The sequence below is a fragment of the Wolbachia endosymbiont of Glossina morsitans morsitans genome (assembly GCF_000689175.1).
Taxonomy (GTDB): Bacteria; Pseudomonadota; Alphaproteobacteria; order Rickettsiales; family Anaplasmataceae; genus Wolbachia; species Wolbachia pipientis.
In genome coordinates this window covers 1-1,917 of record NZ_AWUH01000201.1, presented here as the reverse complement: position 1 = coordinate 1,917, position 1,917 = coordinate 1, and the positions used below count along the sequence as shown (strand labels likewise).

Sequence of the window (1,917 nt, the reverse complement as noted above, 5' to 3'; positions counted from 1 at the left end):
GCATGTCTTCTTAAATCTCCATCACCGTATCTAAATATATACTTTCTTACACGTACTCGATCTTCTCCTTCTTCCAGCTCTAAATACTCTCTAGCAAAAGCACTACTCCCAAAAGTAAAACCAGTTATACAATCAAATATTCTGTTATAATTCTCTGTATTTCTTGGTATTTCACCAGGAAGATGTTGAAGCAAGAAATCTCTAATATTCTCTCCAACCTCTTCATCTTCTATATACTCAAACAATCTTTGTACTAAAGGAAACCTACCCTGTTGAAGCCCTACTGTATCAACCCTAAAAGGAATTCGATTTAAATCAAAATTTAATCCAACACAAACAGTATGCTCTGATGTGGTATGAATAGGTATAAATGAAGAATTGCGTAACCTTCCAGCGTAGCCTATGGCACACTTTAATGCAACATCTGACGGTGTGTCAAATATAGCAAGATTAATAACAATAGGAATATTTTCTCTTTCTGCTTGATGACGTACAAGAAATGCAACATGTGAGTTTCTAGGAGACAAATCAAGGTCAATGCCTATTGTGTAGCGATGACTAAAATTTGCTAAGAAACCTAATAAAAACCCGTGACTCTCAAACTTTTGACTGCGATTTTCAATATTATTTTCTATCTGCGCCCTATAATTATTATAGATATCAATTACATATTCTAAAATATCTCCCCGGAGAGAATTTCTTACATTTTCTTCGTTATCACTTGCTAGTATTTCCATAAAGTTGTCAATCCTTTGTTGACCTTGTGCTACCTGTGCAAAATTGACTGATCTATCAAGCTGTCTGAGCTGATTGTGATTAAGTTGTCTTCCTTCTATTTCCTTAATTGTTAATCTGTGATTTCTAAAGAGTTGCCTCAAGAAATGAACCTCAGATGCTGAATATTTGGCAAATTTATCTCTACCTCTAAAATCCTTTTCACGAATCGCCTCGAATACTGTTGCAATTGCCTCCCCTTGACTCTTGCCCTTTCCATACATGCATACTTTATATTGCTCAAAACTTAGGTCTTCTGCCCTTAAATTCGGATTTTGCCGTCTAATCTCTTGTACTAGAGAATCTCTCTCCCTTTCACTAAATCTTAACCCATCACTATTAGGACGATCAGAAATACTGTAACATCTGACAACTTGCTGTCCGTCATGATAAACAGCAATTTTTAGGTTTCCTGTATTTCGATTTTCACCATTACGTGGATTAACACCATGGTTATCAAAACGAAAATAGACTCTCTCATTTGCATTTAAGATATTAGCATCATGTGCAGTAGCAAACATACTAAAAAAGAATACAGGAAGGAAACGACCTGCACTTACATGATACAAGAAAGATGGACATTGATCTAAAAAAGATTCAAATCCTTGTCTAAATCCTTCAAGATCTCCATCCACCAAACTCCTAATAAGTCCATCACCATTACTTATACAAAATACCCCTTATTTACTACGACCAGAAACACCAAGAGTTCATAAGTAGATTACTTATTACCACTAAGCGTAAAGACGCTTTTTTTCTTATAAGAAGAAACACCGCTTACACTAGGAGTTCCAAGCTCAGACTGCAGACCATCATCAACTGGCAAAGTTGTTTCCTTACTACCATGGGCTTTAGATCGTTACCGTAAATTATTCCAAGGACCATCACCTACAGGACCAAGAGGTAGAGTTGTTTTCTCTAACTCAGAGAATAACTCTTCTGCAAACAAACCGTAATCTACGTAATCCTTCATTCCTTCCCTACCGCATAATCTAAGGTTTTTTATTATCTTTTCTTTAAAGAACTCAAATCTTTCAGGAAAGCTAATTTTAGCGAATAACATCATATCTAGTATTTCTTTTTTCTCTATTTCTTTTTCCTCATCAGACTTATAAATGTCCTCTCGTTTCCAGTTAACTATCA

2 pseudogenes are annotated in these 1,917 nt (G+C 35.5%); both read right to left on the bottom strand.

Annotated features, from left to right (window positions below):
• A pseudogene (locus WGMM_RS05230) lies at window positions 1–1,409 on the bottom strand (cytoplasmic incompatibility factor CifB); the annotation flags it as partial.
• A 224-nt stretch (window positions 1,410–1,633) separates the two neighbouring features.
• A pseudogene (locus WGMM_RS05225) lies at window positions 1,634–1,917 on the bottom strand (cytoplasmic incompatibility factor CifA); the annotation flags it as partial.